General features: G+C 69.3%; 14 protein-coding genes. 10 read left to right on the plus strand and 4 right to left on the minus strand.

From position 1 onward, the window contains the following. Positions 1-2: 2 nt before the first annotated feature. A complete protein-coding gene (locus QSJ59_RS02540) occupies positions 3-1,832 on the minus strand; it encodes an ABC transporter substrate-binding protein (RefSeq protein ID WP_285757018.1) in 1,830 nt (609 codons plus the stop codon). A gap of 254 nt (positions 1,833-2,086) precedes the next feature. Here QSJ59_RS02540 and QSJ59_RS02545 point away from each other — a divergent pair, with 254 nt between their 5' ends. The 6 genes from QSJ59_RS02545 (at position 2,087) to QSJ59_RS02570 (ending at position 9,175) form a co-directional block, all read left to right on the plus strand. After that, complete coding sequence (locus QSJ59_RS02545; RefSeq protein WP_285757019.1) at positions 2,087-2,803, plus strand: metal-dependent hydrolase; 717 nt, start codon at positions 2,087-2,089, stop codon at positions 2,801-2,803. Positions 2,804-2,920: 117 nt separating this feature from the next. Then, positions 2,921-3,580 carry an O-methyltransferase gene (locus QSJ59_RS02550; RefSeq protein ID WP_285757020.1) on the plus strand — a complete coding sequence of 220 codons (660 nt, stop codon included), beginning with the start codon at positions 2,921-2,923 and terminating at the stop codon, positions 3,578-3,580. Between the two features lie 84 nt (positions 3,581-3,664). Next, entirely contained in the window at positions 3,665-4,822 is a 1,158-nt protein-coding gene (locus QSJ59_RS02555; protein WP_285757021.1) for an exonuclease SbcCD subunit D, read from the plus strand. Continuing rightward, entirely contained in the window at positions 4,822-7,848 is a 3,027-nt protein-coding gene (locus QSJ59_RS02560) for an AAA family ATPase (protein WP_285757022.1), read from the plus strand. The genes QSJ59_RS02555 and QSJ59_RS02560 overlap by 1 nt, the downstream gene beginning before the upstream one ends. A 156-nt stretch (positions 7,849-8,004) precedes the next feature. Further along, positions 8,005-8,721, plus strand: coding sequence for an AAA family ATPase (locus tag QSJ59_RS02565; protein WP_285757023.1), 717 nt, complete (start codon positions 8,005-8,007; stop codon positions 8,719-8,721). Positions 8,722-8,773: 52 nt separating this feature from the next. Then, positions 8,774-9,175 (plus strand): hypothetical protein, encoded by a 402-nt coding sequence (locus QSJ59_RS02570; RefSeq protein ID WP_285757024.1) that lies wholly within the window; start codon positions 8,774-8,776, stop codon positions 9,173-9,175. Positions 9,176-9,198: 23 nt separating this feature from the next. On the opposite strand, the gene QSJ59_RS02575 is transcribed toward QSJ59_RS02570, so the two are convergent. Together QSJ59_RS02575 and QSJ59_RS02580 are read right to left on the minus strand one after the other, a co-directional pair. Continuing rightward, positions 9,199-11,241, minus strand: coding sequence for a bifunctional copper resistance protein CopD/cytochrome c oxidase assembly protein (locus tag QSJ59_RS02575; protein ID WP_285757025.1), 2,043 nt, complete (start codon positions 11,239-11,241; stop codon positions 9,199-9,201). A 246-nt stretch (positions 11,242-11,487) separates the two neighbouring features. After that, a complete protein-coding gene (locus QSJ59_RS02580; RefSeq protein ID WP_285757026.1) occupies positions 11,488-12,513 on the minus strand; it encodes a class I SAM-dependent methyltransferase in 1,026 nt (341 codons plus the stop codon). A 294-nt stretch (positions 12,514-12,807) separates the two neighbouring features. Between QSJ59_RS02580 and QSJ59_RS02585 the strand changes: the two genes are divergently transcribed. The 3 genes from QSJ59_RS02585 (at position 12,808) to menC (ending at position 16,794) form a co-directional block, all read left to right on the plus strand. Next, positions 12,808-14,106 carry an amidohydrolase family protein gene (locus tag QSJ59_RS02585; RefSeq protein ID WP_285757027.1) on the plus strand — a complete coding sequence of 433 codons (1,299 nt, stop codon included), beginning with the start codon at positions 12,808-12,810 and terminating at the stop codon, positions 14,104-14,106. Between the two features lie 241 nt (positions 14,107-14,347). Next, positions 14,348-15,475: an alanine dehydrogenase gene (ald, locus tag QSJ59_RS02590; protein WP_285757028.1), complete on the plus strand. Its 1,128-nt coding sequence runs from the start codon at positions 14,348-14,350 to the stop codon at positions 15,473-15,475. 179 nt (positions 15,476-15,654) lie between these two features. Further along, entirely contained in the window at positions 15,655-16,794 is a 1,140-nt protein-coding gene (menC, locus tag QSJ59_RS02595) for an o-succinylbenzoate synthase (protein WP_285757029.1), read from the plus strand. On the opposite strand, the gene QSJ59_RS02600 is transcribed toward menC, so the two are convergent. Next, complete coding sequence (locus tag QSJ59_RS02600; RefSeq protein ID WP_285757030.1) at positions 16,772-17,806, minus strand: isopenicillin N synthase family dioxygenase; 1,035 nt, start codon at positions 17,804-17,806, stop codon at positions 16,772-16,774. The genes menC and QSJ59_RS02600 overlap by 23 nt on opposite strands. Positions 17,807-18,283: 477 nt before the next feature. On the opposite strand from QSJ59_RS02600, the gene QSJ59_RS02605 reads away from it, so the two are divergent. Next, positions 18,284-20,422, plus strand: coding sequence for a phosphodiester glycosidase family protein (locus QSJ59_RS02605; RefSeq protein WP_285757031.1), 2,139 nt, complete (start codon positions 18,284-18,286; stop codon positions 20,420-20,422). Positions 20,423-20,525: the final 103 nt, after the last annotated feature.

Below are 20,525 nucleotides of genomic sequence, written 5' to 3' on the forward strand. Positions count from 1 at the left end.
GCTCACTCCCGGTCGTCGGCGCTCGCGCCGCGGCGGCGCAGGACGAGGAGGACGACGGCGCCGCCCACGACCACAACGGCCAGCACGATCCCGCCGATCAGGAACGGGGAGGGCCCCGGGTCGGTGTCGGACGCGGCCGGCTGCGCCGACCACCAGCTCCAGTAGCCGTCCTGGCCCCAGAGGTTGCCCCCGGGGTCGGGCTGGGGCTGGATGGAGGCGATCTGGTCGGAGCGGTAGGCCTCCAGCATGTCGGCGTAGACGAGGACGTTGACGACGGCCTCGTCGTGGAGCACGCGCTGCATATCGTGCACGATGTCGGCGCGGGCACCCGGTTCGTACTCGGCGAGCTGTCGGGAGTAGAGCCGGTCGTAGTCCTCGTTGCAGAAATAGGAGTCGCTGCGCATCGTGCCGGGCCGGTCCGGCAGTGCGTCGCAGGTGTGCAGGCCCAGGACGTAGTCGGGGTCGGGATTGACGGTCCAGCCGGTGAAGATCAGGTCGTACTCGCCGTCGTTGAGCCGGTCGCCGATCTGTCCGGAGTCGATGTACTGACCCTGCACCTCGATGCCGATGTCGGCCAGCCACTCCTCCATGAACTGGCCGATCTGGACGTAGTCGGGCCGGTCGTTGTGCACCGCCATCCGGAAGGAGAGACGGTCGCCGTCCGGGGAGACCCTGACACCGTCGTCCCCCTCCTCGTAGCCGGCGTCGTCGAGCACCTCCCGGGCTCGACCGGTGTCGAAGCCGAGGCGCTCGTCCCCCGCCGGTTCCCAGTGGTAGTCGGGGTAGCGGGCCGGTATGTAGCCGCCCGCCGCGGTTGCGTACCCGCCGTAGACCCGATCGACCAGGACGTCCTTGTCGATGCCGAGCATGATCGCCTGGCGCACGGCCCGGTCGCCCAGCGCGGGATGGCCGTCTCCGATGGGGTCGCCCCCGCTGGTGCGGGCGCCGGGGTTGACGGTGAAGGCGGTGAATCGTTTGCCGTCCGCGGCGTTGACGGTGATGCCGTCGGTGCTTTCGAGGGCGTCGGCCTGGGCCGGGGTCAGGTTGTGCACGACCGACACCTCGCCTCTGCGCAGGGCCTCGACCATGGCGTCCTGGTCGGTGTAGTAGCGCAGGACGAGACGGTCGAAGCCGGGGGGGCCGCGCCAGAAGTCGGGGTTGGCGTCCAGGGTGATGGACTCCCCCGCGGCGTAGTCGGTGAGGATGAAGGGGCCCGAACCGACCACGGGGTAGTCGTCGTTGGGGAAGCCGACGTAGTCGTCGACGTCGGACCAGAGGTGTTCGGGCAGGATCGGGACGTCCAGGGCGAGCATGGTCGCCTGGGGCTCGGACAGTTCGATGACGAGGCTGCCGGGGTCGGGAGCGGTCGCGCTCTCGAAGTTGGCGACGAAGCTGCCGTTGGCGGTGGCCGCGCCCTCGTCCTCCATCATCGTGGTGAGCGTCCAGGCCGCGTCGGTTGCGTCCAGGGGCTCGCCGTCGCTCCAGGTGAGCCCGTCCCGGATCCGAAAGGTCCAGGTGAGACCGTCGTCGGAGGTCTGCCAGCTCTCGGCGAGCTCTCCCCCCGGGGTGTTGTCCTCGGCCGAGGGGACGGTGAGCATGGGGTAGATCAGCCGCAGCACGTTGGTGCTGCTGGCGAGTTGGGCCTGGAAGGGGTTGAAGGTGTCGACCGGCTGGGACACCGCGATCGTGAGGGTTTGGCCCTCGGGGGCATCGGGGGCGTCCTGGGCCGACGCGGCGGGGGCGAGCGCCGGGGCGGTGAGGACGAGGGCCGCGGAAAGTGCAGCCGTCCGGTAGGGGAACCATCGTCGGGCGGGAGACTGCGGCACGGCCATGGTGTCGATCCCTCTAAGACATCGGGGCAAGAGGATGTGACGGGGTGTCTCGTTGCTGGTTGTCTACCAGCGCGGTGACGACAGCGTCAACGATCGACATCGACATTTCACAACCGAATGATTACAACGCGTATATAGTTCCGGCTGCACGGGGTCGCGAATCGGAAGCGCAACGTGATTGTCACCTCCTGGCCAGTAATTATGGTCTTTTCGGCAATTCGCCAGAAAAGCCGCCAGCCGCTACGGTTCCCGCCATGATGGGGCACTCTCACGCACTGAGCGGCGTGGTCGGTTGGATGGCAGTCGTTCCGTTTCTCAACGGGACCGAGGTCATGGGCGTCAGGTTCGATCTGGGGCCGGGTGAGATCATCGCCGGCGCACTGGTCTGCGCGGGCGCCGCGCTGATCCCCGACCTCGACCACAAGAGCGCCACCATCACCAACACCTACGGGGTGTTCACCCGTACCCTGGGCGCCCTGTTCAACTGGGCGTTCGGCGGTCATCGCAACGGGACCCACTCCATATTGTTCGTCCTCCTCATGGGCGGCATGACCCAGGCGCTGGCGCTGTGGTCGGACCTCGCCGTACAGATCTTCGTGTTCCTCCTCATCGGCATCGCCTTCAACGGCCTGGGCTACGGCATGAGCAAGAACAAGGTCGCGGCCGAGATCATCAACGCGTTAGCGACGGCCGGTATCACGCTGGCGCTCTACACCTCCGGGGTCAACTACAACTGGATCGGTATCGCGGTCGCCTTCGGCTGCATCCTGCACTTCATCGGAGACATGCTCACAGAGGCGGGCGTCCCCCTGTTCTGGCCGGTGTGGAAGTACCGTTTCGGTCTGAAGTTCATGGGGTTCAAGACCGACGGCAAGGTGGAGCGCAATGTCATCACCCCGGTACTGACCCTGGCGATCGTCCTGTTGTCGGTGTACCTGTTCCCCTGGCTCGAACTCATGCCCGACGCGTAGGACCAAAACGAGGCGGGCGCCCTCCCGGGCAGACCGGGCGGATCCTCCGGTTCCACCATTCCCGCGAAGCCGGCGGTTCCTTCGAGGAGGGCCGCCGGCTTGTCCTACGCTGATGGCGTGACACGCATCTCGGAGAGTCTCAGTCCACAGCTGCACGACTATCTGGTCGAGCACAGTTCACCGGTGGACCAGGTCCTGCTGGACCTGGCCGCCGAGACCGAGCGGCGCTTCCCCGACCGCGCGGGGATGCAGATCGGTGCCGAACAGGGGTTGTTCATGACCGCCCTGACGCGATTGAGCGGCGCCCGTGACGCCGTGGAGGTGGGTACCTTCACCGGCTACTCCTCCATCTGCCTGGCCAGGGGACTGCCCGCGGACGGCCGCCTGCTGGCCTGCGATATCAGCGAGGAATGGACCTCGGTCGCGCACGACTACTGGAGGCGGGCCGGCGTGGCGGACCGGATCGAACTGAAGCTGGCCCCCGCGCTGGAGACCCTGCGCGCGCTGGCCGGGCAACCGCAGTTCGACCTCGCCTTCATCGACGCCGACAAGGAGGGCTACATCGGCTACTGGGAAGAACTCGTACCGCGGATCCGCCCGGGCGGCGCACTTCTGGTGGACAACGTCCTCTCCCATGGCCGGGTGATCGACCCCGCCGAGAACGGATCGGCGGTCCAGGGCATCCGCGACTTCAACGACCACGCCCTGGCCGACTCCCGGGTCGATCTGGTCATGCTCCCCATCGGGGACGGCCTCACCCTGGCTCGTAAGAAGTAACAAGCCGCGCGGGGGCCGATCCGATCCACAGATTTCTCCTCGGCCTCCCCTGCCTCCTCCGGTTCACCGATAACCTCCGGGGTTATGCGTCTGCTGCACACCTCCGACTGGCACCTGGGGCGCTCCTTCCACCGGGAGAACCTCCTGGACGCCCAGGCGGCGTTCATCGACCACCTCATCGCGACCATCCGGGCCGAACGCGTGGACGTCGTGTGCGTCTCCGGCGACCTCTACGACCGCGCGCTGCCACCGGTCGACGCGGTCCGACTGTTCGGCGACGCACTGGCCCGCATCCAGGGCACCGGGGCCAGGGCGGTGTTGATCAGCGGCAACCACGACTCCCTGGTGCGCATGGACTACGCCACCGGGCTCATCGACGTCTCCGGCATCCACCTGCGCAGCTCCGTCGAACAGACCGCCGTCGCCACCCCGGTGGTCATCGACCACGAGCGCAGCGGCCCCGTGGCCTTCTACGGCATCCCCTATCTGGAGCCCGAACTCGTACGCCAACCCTGGGGCCTTGCCGAGCGCGGACACACCGCGGCGATCTCCCGCGCCATGGACCTGGTGCGTGCCGACCTCGCCACCCGTACCGACACCCGGTCGGTGGTTCTCTCCCACGCGTTCGTCACCGGCGGCGAACCCAGCGACAGCGAACGCGACATCAGCGTCGGCGGCAGCGCCAACGTCGCGGCTTCGCTGTACGACGGCGTGGACTACGTGGCCCTGGGCCACCTGCACGGCCGCAAGCGCATCACCGAGACGGTGCGGTACTCCGGTTCCCCGCTGGCCTACTCCTTCTCCGAGCACCACCACGTCAAGGGCTCCTGGCTGATCGACCTGGACTCTTCCGGGGTGGCCTCCGCCGACTTCGTCGAGGCACCGGTCCCGCGCCCCCTGTCCAGGCTCAGCGGCCGGCTGGACGACCTGTTGAGCGACCCCGCGCTGGCCCGCCACGAGGACCACTGGGTGCAGGTGACGCTGACCGACGCGGTCCGGCCTCGGGGCCCCATGGAACAGCTGCGCGAGCGCTTCCCGCACACCCTGGTCCTGGAATTCGCACCGGAGGGCGACCTCCCGGCGCGGGAACTCGACTGGGTACGGCGCACCTCCGGGCGCCCTGCCCCGGAACTGGTGCTGGACTTCGTGGAATGGGCTCGCACGGCCCCGGCCAACGACGCCGAACGCGCCCTCATCGACCGCGCGTTCGAGGAGATCCGAGTCGCGGAAGGACGCAACTGATGCGCCTGCACACCCTGACCGTCACGGCGTTCGGCCCGTTCGGCGGCACCGAGACCGTGGACTTCGAGTCGCTGGGCGCCGGGGGGCTGTTCCTCATCCACGGACCCACCGGGGCGGGAAAGACCTCGGTGCTGGACGCCGTGTGCTTCGCGCTGTACGGAAAGGTCCCCGGAGCACGGGAGGCAGCCAAGTCCCTGCACAGCGATCACGCGGGCCCCAGCGTCAAACCCGAGGTCACGCTGGAGACCACCATTCGGGGACGACGGATCCGCGTCGTGCGCTCGCCCAAGTGGGAGCGCCCCAAACTGCGCGGGAGCGGGACCCGGGTGGAGAACGCCTCGGTGCTGGTCCAGGAGCTGCCGGCCGGGGGCGATCCGACCCCGATCAGCACCCGCCCCGGCGAGGCCGACGAGTTCATCGGCGACCTGCTGGGCCTGAACCGGGAGCAGTTCTGCCAGCTGGTGCTGCTGCCCCAGGGCGACTTCGCGCGTTTTCTTCGTTCCGGCGCGGACGAACGCCGCAAGTCCCTGGAACGCATCTTCGACACAGGCGTGTTCGCCAAGGTCGAGAAATGGCTGGCCGAGCACGCACTGGGTCTCAAGCACGCGGCCGACGCGGCCGAGCAGGAGGTCTCCAGGGTCGCCGACCTGATCGCCGATCGCTCCGGCAGTCCCCGTCCGATCGACACCGGACTGGACGACCTCACACCGTGGGCCGCCGAGCTGGCCTGTGTCGCCCGGGGAACCGCCTTCGACGCCGCCGAGGCCGCCGCAGAACTCGCCGACCACGACCGTCGTGCCGCAACGGCCCTGCGCGCCGGACGCGAGCTCGCCATCAGCCGTAACCGGCTGGCGAAGGCCAGGGCAAGATCCCAGGAGCTGGCCGGGCGTGCCGACTGGCGGGCCGGACTGCGCGCACAGGTCGAGGCCGCCGACCGCGCCATGCCGGTGGTCCAGCTGATCAGCGGGACCGACCAGGCACGAGCCCGGTTGGAGAAGGCCCATCGGCGGGCGATCGACGCACTGTCGTTCACCGACGCGCTCCTGGACCTTCCCGACCTCGTCCTGACCCCCGATGATCCTGCCGACGTCCCGGCCGGCGACGACGCCTTGGCCCGCGGTGAGCTCCGGGCGGCCGAGCGCCTGCGTCGCGACGAGATCGCCCGGCTGACGGAGCTGCACAAGTCGGCGGTGGAACGCGACCGCGTCCGCCGTGAGCTCGATCGGCTGGCCGCCCGGATCGAGCAGTTGACAACGGCCCACGAAACCACCGCCACCGAGCTGGCCGACCTCCCCGATCGGCGGGCCCCGGTCCTGTCGGCACTGGAGCAGGCGCGCTCGCGCACGGGAGCACGTGAGGCCCTCGAACTGCGGCTCAGTGCGGCACGGACCGTGCACGATGCCGTCCGGGAGTCGGAGCGGCTGAGAGCCGAGCTGGGCAGCGCCCAGGAGGCCCACCTGAGTGCGCGGGAGAGCGCTGTGGCCGCCGAGGAGAGGGCCGTTGCACTGGACGAGGCGCGTATCGCCGGGATGGCCGCCGAGCTCGCCGACACGCTCGCCGCCGGCTCGGCCTGCCCGGTGTGCGGCTCAGCCGAGCACCCCGCACCCGCCCTGGGTGATGAGGGCCGTCCCACCAGGGACGACCAGGCAGCTGCACGGCGCGCCGCGACGACCGCCCGGGAGCGGCGCGAGGCCGCGAAGAGCATCGTGGACGCCCTGACCGAACGACTGGCCGCGGCACAGGCCGCGACTCAAGGATGCGACGCCTCCGCAGCCGCGGAGGCGGTGGAGACGGCACAGGCCGAACTCACCGTGTCCGATGCGGCCGAAGCAGAGGTCGTCAGGTTGGACGAGCGTCTTGTTGCACTGGACGACGCCTTGGAGCGGGCGCGGAGCGAGGCGACACGGATCGGCACCGAGCGCGCCACGGCGCAGGCCGAGGTGGCGGAGCTCGGCCGACAGGAGGCGCGGCTCACCGAACGCCTGGACGAGGCGCGCGGCGACGATGCCGATCTCGCCGCGCGCGAAGCCCGGCTGACAACCGAGGCCGACCTTCTGCAGTTCGCCGCCGAGACCCTGGGCGACCGGTTGACCGCTGCCGAACAGGTGGTGGAAGCCCGTCGGGAACTGCGCCGGGGCCTGGCCGAGTCCGGGTTCGACGGCGTCGAGGCGGCCAATCACGCGGCACGGACAGCGGTTCAGCTACGGGAACTGCGCAGGCAGGGCGAGGAGTACGACCACGAAAGGGTTCGGGTGGACACCGAGCTCGACGATCCCGACCTGGTTGCCGCCGGGATGGCCGCCCCACCCGATCTCGCCGCCTTGGCGGACGCCGCGGCGGAGGCCGAACGGATGCGCGAGCAGGCCGGGGCGTGGCGGGACCGCCTGGACGAGCGTGCGCGGCGCCTGGAGCGGCTGCGCGCAGACCTCACCTCGCGGCTGGCGGACTCACTGCCGGCCCGGGAACGCCACGCGCTGGCCTACGGCCTGTCCCAGTTGGCGGCGGGGACCGCCAAGGACAACCGGGACGGGGTCCAACTGTCGTCCTACGTGCTGGCGGCCCGCCTGGAGCAGGTGGCCGGTGCGGCCAACGACCGGCTCGCCTCCATGTCGGGTGGGCGCTATCTCCTGCGCCACACCGTGGACAAGGCCGCGGGCGATCGTAAACGTTCGGGTGGCGGTCTGGGGCTTCGGGTGTTGGACTCCTGGACCGGTCAGGAGCGCGACCCCGCAACCCTCTCCGGCGGGGAGACGTTCATCAGTTCCCTGGCACTGGCCTTGGGGCTGGGGGACGTCGCCGGTGCCTCGGCCGGTGCAGCCGACATCAACACCCTGTTCGTCGACGAGGGGTTCGGCACCCTGGACGAGGACACCCTGGAGGAAGTGCTGGAGGTCCTGGACGAGCTGCGGGATGGAGGGCGCGCGGTCGGTGTGGTCAGTCACGTCGCCGACCTGCGTAATCGCATCCCCACCCAGCTGAGGGTTTCCAAGACCGCGTCGGGGTCCACGATCGAGCAGACCTCGTGACCGGAAATCGACAATGGTGCACCCGGCGTCGCGGACGGGGTCGGGTTCTCGCGGCATTTCGTCTCACCACCGTCAAGTGTTTTTTGAACTGCCCTCTATCCGATTTTGATCGAAGCTTTTAATCGCGGCTTACCCGTAACGGTGACATACCCGACGATGAATACCATTCGCGTCTCCACTCATCCGCTACCCGCCAAACCGCCCAAAAGCCACACGTTGCGCTATCCCCGACGCTCGTTGGTGCTGCTCGGCGGTATTCCCGGCGCCGGAAAGAGCACTCTGATCAACCGGCTCTACGGTCTCACCGGCACCGAGACCAGCACTGTGCGCACCTCCGACGGGGTGTGGATCGTGGATTCCCTACAGTCGCGCAATCGCCTCACCCCGATTCTTCGAGGAGTGCCCTACCCGAGCTGGCGCTGGGTCGTACACGTACTGCACTATGTCCGGGTCGTGGCCGCGCTGCGCGGTGGCGGCCCTGTCATCGTGCACGAGGCCGCCACACGGGGGATCATCCGCCGACTGATCGGCCTGTGCTGCCGGGCTGCCGGGGTCCAGATGCACGTCCTCCTGATCGACGCCGACCCCCGCGAAGCCAGACAGGGGCAGATCACCCGCGGCCGGGTCATCACAGCGCGCAGCTTTCGCACGCACGAGCGACGCTGGCGTGCGCTGATCGACGCCTGCGCCGGCGCCTCCACACTGCCGGGGTCCCATTCGGTGGTGGTACTGAACCGGGTCCGCGCCTCGGGGCTGCGCAGAATCGTGTTCGGGGCGAGGCCAGCGGCCGGCCGGTCGTCATACGGCCCGGCCGCACGGGTCCTGACCTGCCCGCAGGTCTACAGCAGCGCCGCCCTCCTCACGACACTGTGAAGCGGTATGGGGGCGGACGCGGGGCCTGCGCGCCCGGTGGGACAATCGTCCGGTGAATTCGCTGCTCATCAATATCGTGGCCTTCGGGGCCGGCGGTGTCCTGATCAACGCCGCGCTCCAAGGGTTGCTGCTCGTCCTCTCCGGAAACGGGTCCGGCACCGGTCCGCGCCGCGTGCTCGGTGTCGCGGCCTTCGCGGTGCTGGCGCTGCTTCCGGCACTGGCCGCTTTCGACCTGCTGAGGCGCGCACCGGACGGGGGACCATGGGCCGCGCTCGCGTCGGCCCTGTGCGTGGCCCTACTGGTCTACTGCTCGAACCTGGCGTTCACCGCGCTGTTCCTGCGCCGGCTTCCAACGGCCCGCAGCGCACCCGCTCAGCCGCCGGTACTGGGCGGCCTCGCGGCGTGTGTGCTCCTGGGCGCGGCCGGCGCCGGCCTTGCGACGTTGCTCGCCTGATCCCCTCCTCTACGGCGCGGGGGTCAGCTGTTCTTCTTCGCGCGACGCTCCAGTGAGGCGAGGTAGGCGTTGTACTCGTCCATGTCGGCGTCGTCGGACCCCCCGCGCCGACTGTGGCGCTCGCGGCGGCGCTCCATGCGTTCGTCGTCACGGATCCACTGCACCACGAGCACGAGCAGCACCAGCAGTGTCGGGATCTCCCCGAGGGCCCAGGCCACTCCCCCGCCGGCGTACTGGTCGTCGGCCAGGCTGGTCAGCCACGGTACCTGGAGTCTGCTGTAGTAGTCGGCCGCCAAGGGCTCGGTCTGCATCATGATGGCGATGCCGAAGAACGCATGGAACCCCATGACCAGCAGCAGGAGCACGATCCGCAGCAGGTGGGGCACCTTCCGCGGCGCGGGGTCCACGCCGATGATGACCCAGTAGAACAGGAACCCGGTGAGCAGGAAGTGCACACCCATCACCAGGTGTCCCAGGTGGTTGAGCATGAGGTAGCTGAACAGCGGGCTGAAGTAGAGCACGTAGGTACTGCCCACGAACATCGGCACCGCGAAGCCCGGATGGGTGACGAAGTGGGAGAAACGGCTGTTGAGGAAGGCGGTCAGCCACTCGCGCGGGCCTTTGTCCCCGCGTTGACGGGCCGGTTTGAGAGCGCGCAGCGCCAGCGTGACCGGGGCACCCAGGACCAGCAGGATCGGGGTCAGCATGGACAGTGTCATGTGCTGGATCATGTGCGTGCTGAACAGGACCATCGAGTAGGTCGCCAAGCCGCTGAGCTGGGTGATGACGATGGTGAGCAGTCCCAGGAACCACGCGATGACGCGCCCGACCGGCCAACCGTCCCCGCGGCGCACCAGCCGGACGACGCCTGCCGCGTAGAGCCCGCCCAGCACGACCACCAGCAGGATGAAGAACAGGTCGAGACGCCACAGGGTGAGCAGGGTGGTGGCGCTCATGGGGGGCGGCATCGAGAAGCCCAGGAGCTCGCGCACGGGGTCGACGGCGGCGTCGAAGTCGATCGGTGACTGCGGCGGTGCGGTGCGGCTCAGTGCGGCGGCAAGTCCCATCGTCGCCGACAGGAGCAGGACCTCGACCACGGCGAGCCGGGTGAACCCTGCCCGGCCACTGGTCTCGGTGAGGTTCGCGACGATGTGGCGCCGGTGCAGCCAGCCGATGAAGCCCGCAACCGCGAACAGCATGATCTTGGCGAGCATGATCAGCCCATAGGAGGTGGTGAACAGCTCGGTCGGGGTGTAGAGACGGCCGGCGGCGCTGGCCAGACCGCTGACTCCGACGCCGATCCAGGCCCACAGCGCGAGCCGGCTGAACCGGCTCACGGCCACGGACAGGTGTTCGCTGTTGGCACGCAGCGCGTGGAAAGCGAGCGCCGCGAGGCCGCCGACCCAGAGCGAGATGGTGATGAGGTGCAGCGCGACACCCGTGACCGCGAGTTCATGGCTGGGGGCGGAGGCCGCGTGACCCGTGAGAGCGGGAGGCACCAGTCCGACCAGGGCCAGGCCGAGCAGACCTATCACGCCGGCCGGGGTTGCGGCTGTTCGCCCGATCAGGGCGACCCCGGTGGTGATGAGGATGACCGTCATCAGGGCGATGCCCTGGGGAACCGAGCCGGCATAGCTGGTGATCTGATCATCCAGGACCGCCATGGGGGGCAGACCGAGAATGTCGGAGAGCTGGAAGACGAGCGTGGCGCAGGCGGCTACCGCCCAGGTCAACGCGGCCCAGGAGGAGGCGCGCAGATAGGACTGCGCCTGCTCGCCGAGCTCCCCCTTGCGCAGGGGCAGCAGGAACACCGCCATGACGAGCAGACCGACGGTCAGTGCCCCGGCCAGACCCATCGTGTTCTTGGCGATGGGCAGCCCCCAGCGGGTGACCATGCCCGCGTCAGGAAGGCCGGGGATGACCTGGGCGACCCCCGCTCCGCCGAGCACCAGCGCGGTGGCCAGTGCGATGAGGGACGCCACAGCTGCGGCAGCTGCGACCAGTACGGCGTCCTCACGGGCGCGCCGACCGTTTCTCTTGGTGTCCGGGGTCCCAGGGGATGCCACGCCTGCCGCTCCGTCGTCGTCGGGATTACTGCTGTCTGCGGAGGTGTCTGATCACCAGCCCAGCGATCCCGACTCCTACGACCACGCCGAGACCTCCCCACAGCCACGGGGCGATCACGTCGGCCGCGTCACCGAAAAGCAAGCCCATAACGTCCAGTGCGGACACCGCCTCGACCAAGAGTAGACGAGGGACCATCTTCTACGATTTCGCCCCCGCCGCAGCGCACATTACGAGAAAAAAGCAGGTCAGGACACAGATCCGCGAATCAGAACATGTGCGCCCTTCTCCGTGTCCACGACCTCTCGGCGCAGGTCGGGGTATTCGGCCAGCCAGCGGTCGCTGATGGCGCGCTCCTCGGCGCGGATGGTGTCGTCGAGGACGACGACCGCGTCGGGCGCGCAACGTGCGACCAGAGCGGGGAGCGCCGGGTAGCGTGCCTGGGGACCGGTCGCGGCCGGCGGGCCGTCCACGAAGAGCAGGCCGATCCCGTCGACACCGTCGAGCCCGTCGGTGTCGTACCAGGGCTGGGAGTGTGCTTCGGGCCCGCCTCCGGGAGTCCAGTCTCGGAGGGGCGCATGGCGGATCTCGACGATGTCGGTGAGCCCGTGGGCGTCGATGAGCGCGCGTGACAGTTCGGCGTACCGCTCGTCGTGCTCCAGGGCGATCAAGCGTCCCTTCCCTGCCTTGCGCAGCGCGTATCCCAGCCAGACGCTTGAGGAACCGCTGCCGCACTCGACCACCAGTCCGGGGCGGCGCTCGGCGATGGTGGCGGCGATCAGACCCAGCACGTCGGGGGACGCGGCCCAGCCGCGCAGCGGCGGCATGAAAGATCCCGGGGCAACGAAGTCCCGCAGTTGCAGCCAGGCGACATGCTGCTCGTAGTCGCGACGGCCCTGTACGGTGACGTGTTCTTTGAGTGCCTTGATCTCCGCGGAACGCTGCTCGGCGTGTCGTTGATCGCGTTCCCTTGCGTCGGTGCGCAGCATCTCCAGGGCCCCGGTGATCTCGTGTCCGAGCTCCGTTCGTGCCCGCGCCAATTGTTTGTCCTGGGCAGCACGGTCGGAGCGGGCCAGCCGGTCCAGGCGGCGCAACGCACGCCGCACGGTCACCAGGAGCAGGGCCACACCTGCACCGATTCCGACGAGCAGAACCAGTTGGACGGCGTCTGCGACAGCGAGTGTGCCGCTCACCGCCAAGACGGCTGCGGCAACCGCTCCGACGGCAACCGCGAGGACGGGAGGCGCCCACAAGCGAGTGCGAGGAATTCTCATATTCGGTCCTCCAGCGGGGGCCTGACCCCGGTCCAGCTACCGGCTTTGGGAAATATCAAATAGATATTTGAACAAAACGCCAGCGAACCGGAGGGCAACTGGGAAAAATAGGAAACCCGCAGGACACCGCCTGACGGCGCTGCCGACATTAGCGCAATGCCAACCGGGATCGCGATACGGTCGCCAAACCGAAAACGGGTATTCGCCAACCGTTCGTGCCCCGGAAAGGCTCCCGTGGCCGAGCGCCCCGGGAACACGTCGCCGCATCGGCCGATCACCATTAAAGGGGACTAGATGCGCCAGTTCGATCTCGTCATCCGATCCCAGTGCACGGTCACCCCCATGGGGGTGGGGCCCGCGGCGGTCGCGGTCTTCGGAGGGCGGATCGCTGCGGTCGGCGACTACTCGGCCGACCTCCCCGCCGCCGCCGAGACCGATCTCGGCCAGATCGCCCTTATGCCGGGATGTGTGGACATCGACGTCGCCGTCCAGGCTCCGGGCCAGTCGCTGTCCCAGGGTTATGCCCGCACCACCAGGGCCGCTGCTGCCGGTGGTGTCACCACCATCGTCGTGGCCCCGGCACCGGCTCGCCCGGCCATCACCTCCACCGCCGCGCTGCGCGCCCATCTGCACGCATCAGCTGGAGTGTCGGCGACGCACGTGGCCTTTCTCGGTGGCATCACCCCGCGCAGCAGCCCTGCCGAACTCGCCGATCTGCGCGCCAACGGAGTACTGGGGTTCGCTTGCTCGTTGTCCGACGGGGGCGAACCCGACCTCGCCCCGCTGGGCGACATCCAATTGCGCAAGATCATGGCCGAACTGGCGATGATGGACGTTCCCCTGTTGGTCCACGCCGAAGACTCCGGGGAGTTGAACACCCCCGAGCGGGAGGGCAACGCAGCGCTGCTGGCGGCTCGGCCCCCGCGGGCCGAACGACGTGGCCTGGAACGGGTGATCGCGGCGGCCCGGGTGAGCGGAACGCGGGCACACGTGGCACCTTTTGTCGCAGCCGAGTGCGCAGCGGTCCTCGCTGCTGCACGGGCGATCGGGGTCCCCATCAGCGCCCAGACCTGTCCGCACTATCTGTGCCTGCCCGCCGAGCACGTGCCCGACACGGACCCTTCCTACCGCTGCCGTCCACCGATCCGCTCCGACGCCAATCGGGGCGCCCTGTGGAGCGCCCTGCTGGACAGCGCCGGCGACATCGTCGGTTCGGTTTCCTCCGGTCATCGCCCCGGAACGGGCGTGGCAGCCATCCCCTGGACGCTTCCCGCTCTGTGGACCGCGGCCCGGCGACGCAATCTCGACCTCGCCCGGTTGAGCCTGTGGACGGCCCAACGACCGGCCGAGGTGATCGGGTTGACCGGCAAGGGGCGCATCCAGGCCGGCTACGACGCCGACCTGGTGGCCTTCGATCCCGATTCCGCGCAGGTGGTTCCGGTCACCGAGGGCGGCCCCTACGCCACCCGACGCTTGCAGGGCAGGGTCCTGGGTACCTGGCTGCGGGGGATGGCGGTACCCACCAGCTCCGACTCCATCGCGACCGCGGGGCGCGGGACGCACGGAGGTCCGCTGCTCCCGATTCGGCTCTGAGTAGGCGGGCCGAATCGGGGAGGGACGACCGGCGCGGGTGGCTCGCCGGGGTTCCCCCGAGGCATCGGGGTGGGCGTACCCAAGCAACGGGCGCGAACCGGTTCCTCACGGTCCGGCCGGGGACTCTTTACACTTCGTCAACAGAGATGCGATTTCTCAGGCAAAGTGCCGGTAGCTCGGTCTGGGGTATCCGGTTCAGAGTGGAGTGGCAGTCCCAGCGGCGATCCATCGGAGGAACACAGTGCGCGTCGGGGTCCCCCGCGAAGTCAAGAACCACGAGTACCGAGTGGCAATCACTCCCGCGGGCGTGCACGAACTGGTCCGCCGCGGCCACGAGGTGGCCGTCGAGCGCGGCGCCGGACTCGGCTCCTCGATCACCGATGACGAGTACACCACCGCCGGTGCCCGGATCCTTGACGATGCGGACCAGGTTTGGGAGCAGGGCGACCTCATCCTGAAGGTCAAGGAGCCCGTCGCCGAGGAGTACCACCGGATGCGCGAGGGCCAGGCCCTTTTCACCTACCTGCACCTGGCTGCGTCACGTGCGTGCACCGACGCCCTGCTGGAGCGCAAGGTCACCGGGATCGCCTACGAAACCGTGCAGCTGCCCGACGGATCGCTACCGCTGCTGGCACCGATGTCCGAGGTCGCCGGCCGGCTCGCGGCACAGGTAGGGGCCACCACCCTGCAACGACCCAACGGTGGACGCGGCGTCCTGATGGGCGGTGTCCCAGGTGTTCGTCCTGCGAAGGTCGCGGTGTTGGGGGCCGGCGTGTCCGGCTTGAACGCCGCTCAGATCGCCGTCGGCATGGGGGCGGACGTCACCGTTCTCGACCTCAACGTCAACAAGCTGCGCCAGGTGGACGCGGTCTACCAGGGGCGGGTCAAGACGGTCGCTTCCAACGCCTTCGAGGTCGAGCAGGCCGCTCTGGAGGCGGACCTGGTGATCGGCGCGGTACTGATCCCCGGAGCCAAGGCTCCCAAGCTGATCAGCAACGAATTGGTCGCGCGGATGAAGCCGGGAGCCGTGCTGGTGGATATCGCGGTGGACCAGGGCGGCTGCTTCGCCGACACTCGCCCCACCACGCACGCCGACCCCACGTTCGCCGTGCACGAGACGGTGTTCTACTGCGTGGCCAACATGCCGGGCGCGGTCGCCAACACTTCTACGCACGCGCTGACCAAGGACACCTTGCGTTACGTGGTGGCGTTGGCCGACAAGGGCTGGCGGCAGGCGCTGTCGGAGGACCGGTCGCTGGCTCTGGGTCTCAACACCCACGACGGTGCCGTGACCAACGAGGCTGTCGCCCGGGCGCACGGCCTCGATGTCCTGGACGTCCTGGGCCGCCCGGAACGCCTTACCGCGTAATAGCACCCGAATTATCGGGAAAGTCCCACAATCGGCACCAAAAGCAGCGCGATAATGTGGTGTTCCCCGCGATATCGGTGTGCCCGGGCCGGTAGTCGGGTCGGGGTGGAGGGGATACCGTCGAATAGGGCCGGGGCGTTTCGGCCCCCTATTCGCAATCCCTTGGAGGCGATGGCCCAGTGGCACGCACGGAGCCGACCACGCTCACCCGGGTCGTCGCCGTCGAGGCAGCCCTGGTGCGGCTGCCCCTGGCTCATCCCCGTCCGCGCCACCGTGCCGAACGTGAGCGCGGACGATTCGCCCGCCACATCCTGGTGCGGGTGCGCGACGGTTCGGGGGTGATCGGCTGGGGTGAGGCCCCCGGGGCCGACGACGCCGCCTGGCACGCGCTGACCGAACGTTTCGCGCCCGCGCTGCTGGAGCACAACTGGCACCGCCCCACCGAGGTCTCTCTCGCCTGGCGGTCCCTGGCGCCGTTTGCGGCGGTGGAGTCGGCTTTGGACACCGCGTGCTGGGATCTGTGGAGCAGACAGCGCGGGACACCCCTGGCGCACGCTCTTGGCGGCTCGCGTACCGCGGTGACCACCGGCGTGACACTGGGCCGCCAGCCCTCGCTGGAGTCGCTGGTGCACGAGGTGAACCGGCAGATCGGAAGCGGCTGCAAACGGATCCGGCTGGAGGTCGAACCGGGCTGGGACGTGGACGTGGTGCGCGCCGTGCAGGAGGTGTTCCCGTATCTGGTGCTCCAGGTGGACGGGCGCGGACGCTACACCGAGGCGCCCGAGCACCTGGCCGCACTGCGCGCATTGGACGAGTACGGCCTGTTGGCCATCGAGCAGCCGTTCGCGGCCCCCGACCTGCACGCGCACGCCCGGCTCCGGCAGGAGCTGCGGACCCCGGTGGCGCTGGACGGCTCGATCGACTCGTTGGAGCGCCTGGACGAGGCGATCCGCTTGGAGGCGGGCTCGGTGCTGAATCTGCGGGTCGCCCGGATGGGTGGGCTCACACCGGCACGGCGTGCACACGATCGTGCGGCGGACGCCGGATGGCGGGTGTGGTGCGGTTCCGATCTGGAAACGGGAGTGGGCAGGGCATCGATCGTGGCGCTCGCTTCCCTGCCCGGAATAGATCTGCCCTGCGAGATGCCGGGGGCAGGGGCCCGTTTCACCCGCGACCTGGTGACGCCCTCAGTGCGTCCCCACGACGGCATCGCGGCGATTCCTCTCACCCAGCCCGGGCTCGGCTATGAGGTGGACGAGCGTGCCGTGTGGGGGATGGCGGTGCGCTCGACCTCGCTCACCAGCGACGGGACCGACTGATCTTTGGACCCGCCGCGTCGAGGCCGCCTCGGCTCTGGCTGATGTGGCCGGCGATCGTGACCGGGGGGTACTTGGCGGGATGGGCGGAGTCGACGCAACTGGGCAATGCGGTGACCAGGGCGTCGAAATTACCGCCGTGAAAGAACGCCGCGGAGCGGCGCCGAGCCGCGTGGCCACGGGTATCCGTGGGACTGGCGACCCGGTGGACGGCAGAGACCCAGCGGTCGTTGGTCCATCTGGCCATCAGGTCGCCGAGATTGACCACCAGCGCCCCCGGCTCCGGTAGCACGTTCTGCCAACGCCCCTCGTGGTCCATGATCTGCAGGGCGTTGACCGGATCGCTCCACAGCACGGTGAGGATGCCGAAATCGGTGTGCGCCCCCATGGCGGGACGGTCCGGCTCGGCCGGGTCGTCGGGTACGACCGGACCGCTGCTGAGTCGCAGGGCGTCCAGGGAATGGCCTGTATAGGTGTGGAAGAAGCCTTCGGGAAGGTCGAGGGAGACGGCAAAGATCCGGGTGAGGCGGCGTGCCACGTTCTGCGCGGCTTCGAACCAGGTCATCACCTGGGGACGGAATCGCGGGAGTCCGACCGGCCAGATGTTCTCGGGGTAGTCCGTAGCGGGGAGGGCGCGGTCGCGGTGGTCGCTGGCTTGGGTTCCGACGGTGAACGCCTCGAACAGGTCGCCCGGGGATCGGGCACCGAGGCTGTAGGCGGGCCGTTCGGTGCTGGGCGGACTGTAACCACGGGCGATTCCTGCCGAGGGCCCTTGGGCGGCACGCTTGGCGGGGAGCGGTTGGTCGAAGAAGGAGTCGAGGGCCAGACCGAGGCCGTGAATGGCGGATTCGGGAACCCCGTGCCCGGTGAACTGCATGAACCCGATGTTGCTTGCGGCAGCGTCCACTTGGGCTGCGATGGCGGCCCGGTAGCGGGCCGACCCCATCTCCCAGCGGGTGATGTCGATGACGGGGACCTTGAAGGGGCGCACGGTCGCCTTGGCCGAGCGGGTCATGGTGCTCCTCAGCTGTCGAACACCCGGCGCGGACGCGACGAGTGCTGGTTGCCGCGACCCTGCGGGGGCGCGGTTTCGAGGCGGTCCGCACCGTCTGGCGCCGAGCCCCGCTGATCCGCGTCTGTCGGGGGGCCGCGCCGGTGCCGAAGGGTGTGATGCGTCGGGGTCTCGCGCATCGACCGGCCCCCTTTTTCTCGTCTTCGCACCCTCACCGGGTCCTTCTCCGGCTCTGCGAGCCCGGATCGACCACAGCGATTGGTGTGACCCTAGAAACGATCGGTTTCAGGACTGTCAACGCGTGTGACAGAACTGTTTCGCAACGTTGTGATGACGGGTTTTTCTTTACATCGCGCAACGTGTCAAACACACAGCGCACATCCGCCACACGAATTTCCGACGACCCAGCGCGCCACTTCTGTTACTTTGCGTGACGGTCGATCGGGTTCGCCGGTCCGGACACAACCCGAGGACCCCGCCATGCCCACGCGCTTCGCTGTCGCCCTGCTGGTTCCGGTACTCGTCGCGGGGCTGTGCGGAGCGGGTCGGAGCCCGGTAGCCGAGCAACGCTCCCATCCGGTCGCCCCCGGCGTGGTCCTCACCGTTGTCGACTCCGCCGGGATCGGGAGCGCCCAGCGCTTCACCGAACTCGGTGTGGAGTTGTCCGGCGACGTCCGGGTGGGCTACCTGGACTCGGGAGTGGTCGCCCACGCCGAACCGGTCGCGCAGCGGGCCCGGGCCGCGGGGGCGGTGGCCGCCGTCAACGGCGACTTCTTCGACCTGGGCGGGTCATCGGCCCCGCTGGGTGGGGCTGTGAGGGACGCAACGGTGGTGAAGTCTCCCGCGACGCACTGGCGGAGCGCTGCCGTGTTCGACGCCGACGGCACCGGCCGGATCGCCGAACTGGACTTCACCGGCACGATCGGGCTTCCCGGGGGAAACGTGGCCCTGGACCGGCTGAACAGCCACGAAGTACCGGAGAACGGGATCGGGGCGTTCACCGAACTGTGGGGCGACTCCCCGCGGGCACGGGCGGTACGGGACGCGGGCCGGGTCTACGAAGTGACGGTGACTCAAGGGCGGGTGGCCGAGGCGAACCAGCACGCAGGGAACGCCCCGATCCCTGCCGGTACGACCGTCCTGCTGGGCAGGGAAGCGGGGGCCGACCGGCTGGCCCGGTTGCGCACGGGCGACCCGGTGACCGTGGAGTGGGACATCCGAGCCGGAGGCGGCGTCGTCCACACCGCGATCGGTGGGCGCCACGTCCTGGTGCGCGAGGGCCGGATCGCCGACGTGGACGCCACGGTCCGCCACCCCCGCACCGCGGTGGGCTTCTCCGCCGACGGGCGGCAGATGTGGTGGATCACCGCCGACGGCCGCCGTCCCGGTACACGGGGCGCGACATTGCGCGAGATGGGCGAGCGGCTGCTGGAGTCGGGGGCGTGGTCGGGCCTGGAACTCGACGGCGGGGGTTCGGCGACCCTGGCCGCGCGGACCCCTGGTGGACCGATCCGGGTGGAGAACCGCACCGGTGAGGGCGAGCGCGCCGTACCCAACAGTCTGGCGGTGTACGCCCCGCAGGGCAGCGGGACGGCGCGCGGGCTGTGGGTGCGTCCGGCCGTGGAGCAGCGCCCCGCACCGGGGTCCGCCCTGCCCGAGCAGGCCGACCCGCACCGGGTGTTCACCGGGCTGACCCGACGGCTGGCTGCGGACCCCTACGACGAGGGGTTCGGCCCGGCCGGGCCGAGCGGGCACCCGGTGGTGTGGGCAGCCGATTCGGGGACGGTCGCGGACGGAGTCCTGCGGGCCGGCGCCCCCGGCCGGGTGACGGTCGGCGCCGATATGGGGCGGGCACGGGGCGGGCTCCAGTTGGAGGTCCTGAAAGGACCCGAGCGGCTGGAGCCCAGCAGGGAGGAGATCGGGCTGGCGGATGCGGCGTCCTCGGTCGTGCTCGTGCTGTCGGGGGTGGCGCCGGACGGGACCCGGGCGCCGATCGAGACGGACGACATCACCGTGGACCACGACCCGGAGCTGGTCCGGGTGACGCCCGAGGAAGCCGGAGTACTGCGGGTGACGGCCGTGGCCGGGAACGGTTCGGGCGCGATCCGGCTGAGCACGGGACCGGCGAGCGTACGGATACCGGTGAGCATCGGCTCGGTCGATCGTGTCCTGGCCGACTTCGAGGACGCGGCCGACTGGACCGCGCGTGCGGCCCGCGGACAGGCACGCACCGAGCCGACGGCCGGCCGCACGGGGCTGGGGTTGGCGTTGTCGTACGACTTCTCCGGGTCGGATGCCACGCGAGCCGCCTACGCCCACCCGCCGGCACCACTGCGGGTCGGGTCGACGGCTTCGATGCTTCGACTGTGGGTGTCGGGCGACGGGCAGGGCGCACGGCTCGCGGTCACGGTGTCGGACGAGGACGGTCAACAGCGCACACTGTACGGCCCGCGCGTCACCTGGTCCGGCTGGCAACAGGCCGAAATTCCCATTCCGGCCGCATTGTCCCAACCGGTGGCGGTGGAGCGTCTCTACCTGGTAGAGACGTCGGCGACCGCCTCCTACACAGGCCGTATCACCGTGGACGAGCTCACCGCAGCGGTCGTCGCCCACGAGTGAACGGGCCCATAATTCACAAGAGAACACATTGCGTGATTGCTTTCTTGCAATCTCTTATCGGTGGCCTTGCTTGGCCGGTCGGACGTCCGGGATGATTGGCGTT

The sequence above is a fragment of the Nocardiopsis ansamitocini genome, from assembly GCF_030268225.1.
GTDB classification, from domain to species: domain Bacteria; phylum Actinomycetota; class Actinomycetes; order Streptosporangiales; family Streptosporangiaceae; genus Nocardiopsis_D; species Nocardiopsis_D ansamitocini.